We start from the raw sequence: 269 nt of genomic DNA on the forward strand, positions 1-269 counted from the left end.
CCCGCGGCGCCGACGGGCGTCCCCCTGCCCTCGGCGTCGGACCCGGTGCTCTGGCCGCAGCGCGAGGCGCTCAAGGCGGCACTGCAGTACCCGGGCCTGGCGGGACCGCTCTTCGACTCGCTCCCGGGCGAGTGCTACACCCATCCCGCCTACGCCCTGATCGCGGACGCGCTGTCCGCGGCCGGGGGGTGCGCCTCCGGCAAGAGCGGCGCGAACTGGGTGTCCGAGGTCTCCAGGGGCCTCGAGGACGACGGTCTGCAGCGGCTGGA

1 pseudogene is annotated in these 269 nt (G+C 75.8%); it reads left to right on the forward strand.

The features are described 5' to 3' along the window. A pseudogene (locus G6020_RS17265) lies at positions 1 to 269 on the forward strand (DNA primase); the annotation flags it as partial.

It is taken from the genome of Dietzia sp. B19 (assembly GCF_014145155.1).
GTDB classification, from domain to species: domain Bacteria; phylum Actinomycetota; class Actinomycetes; order Mycobacteriales; family Mycobacteriaceae; genus Dietzia; species Dietzia natronolimnaea.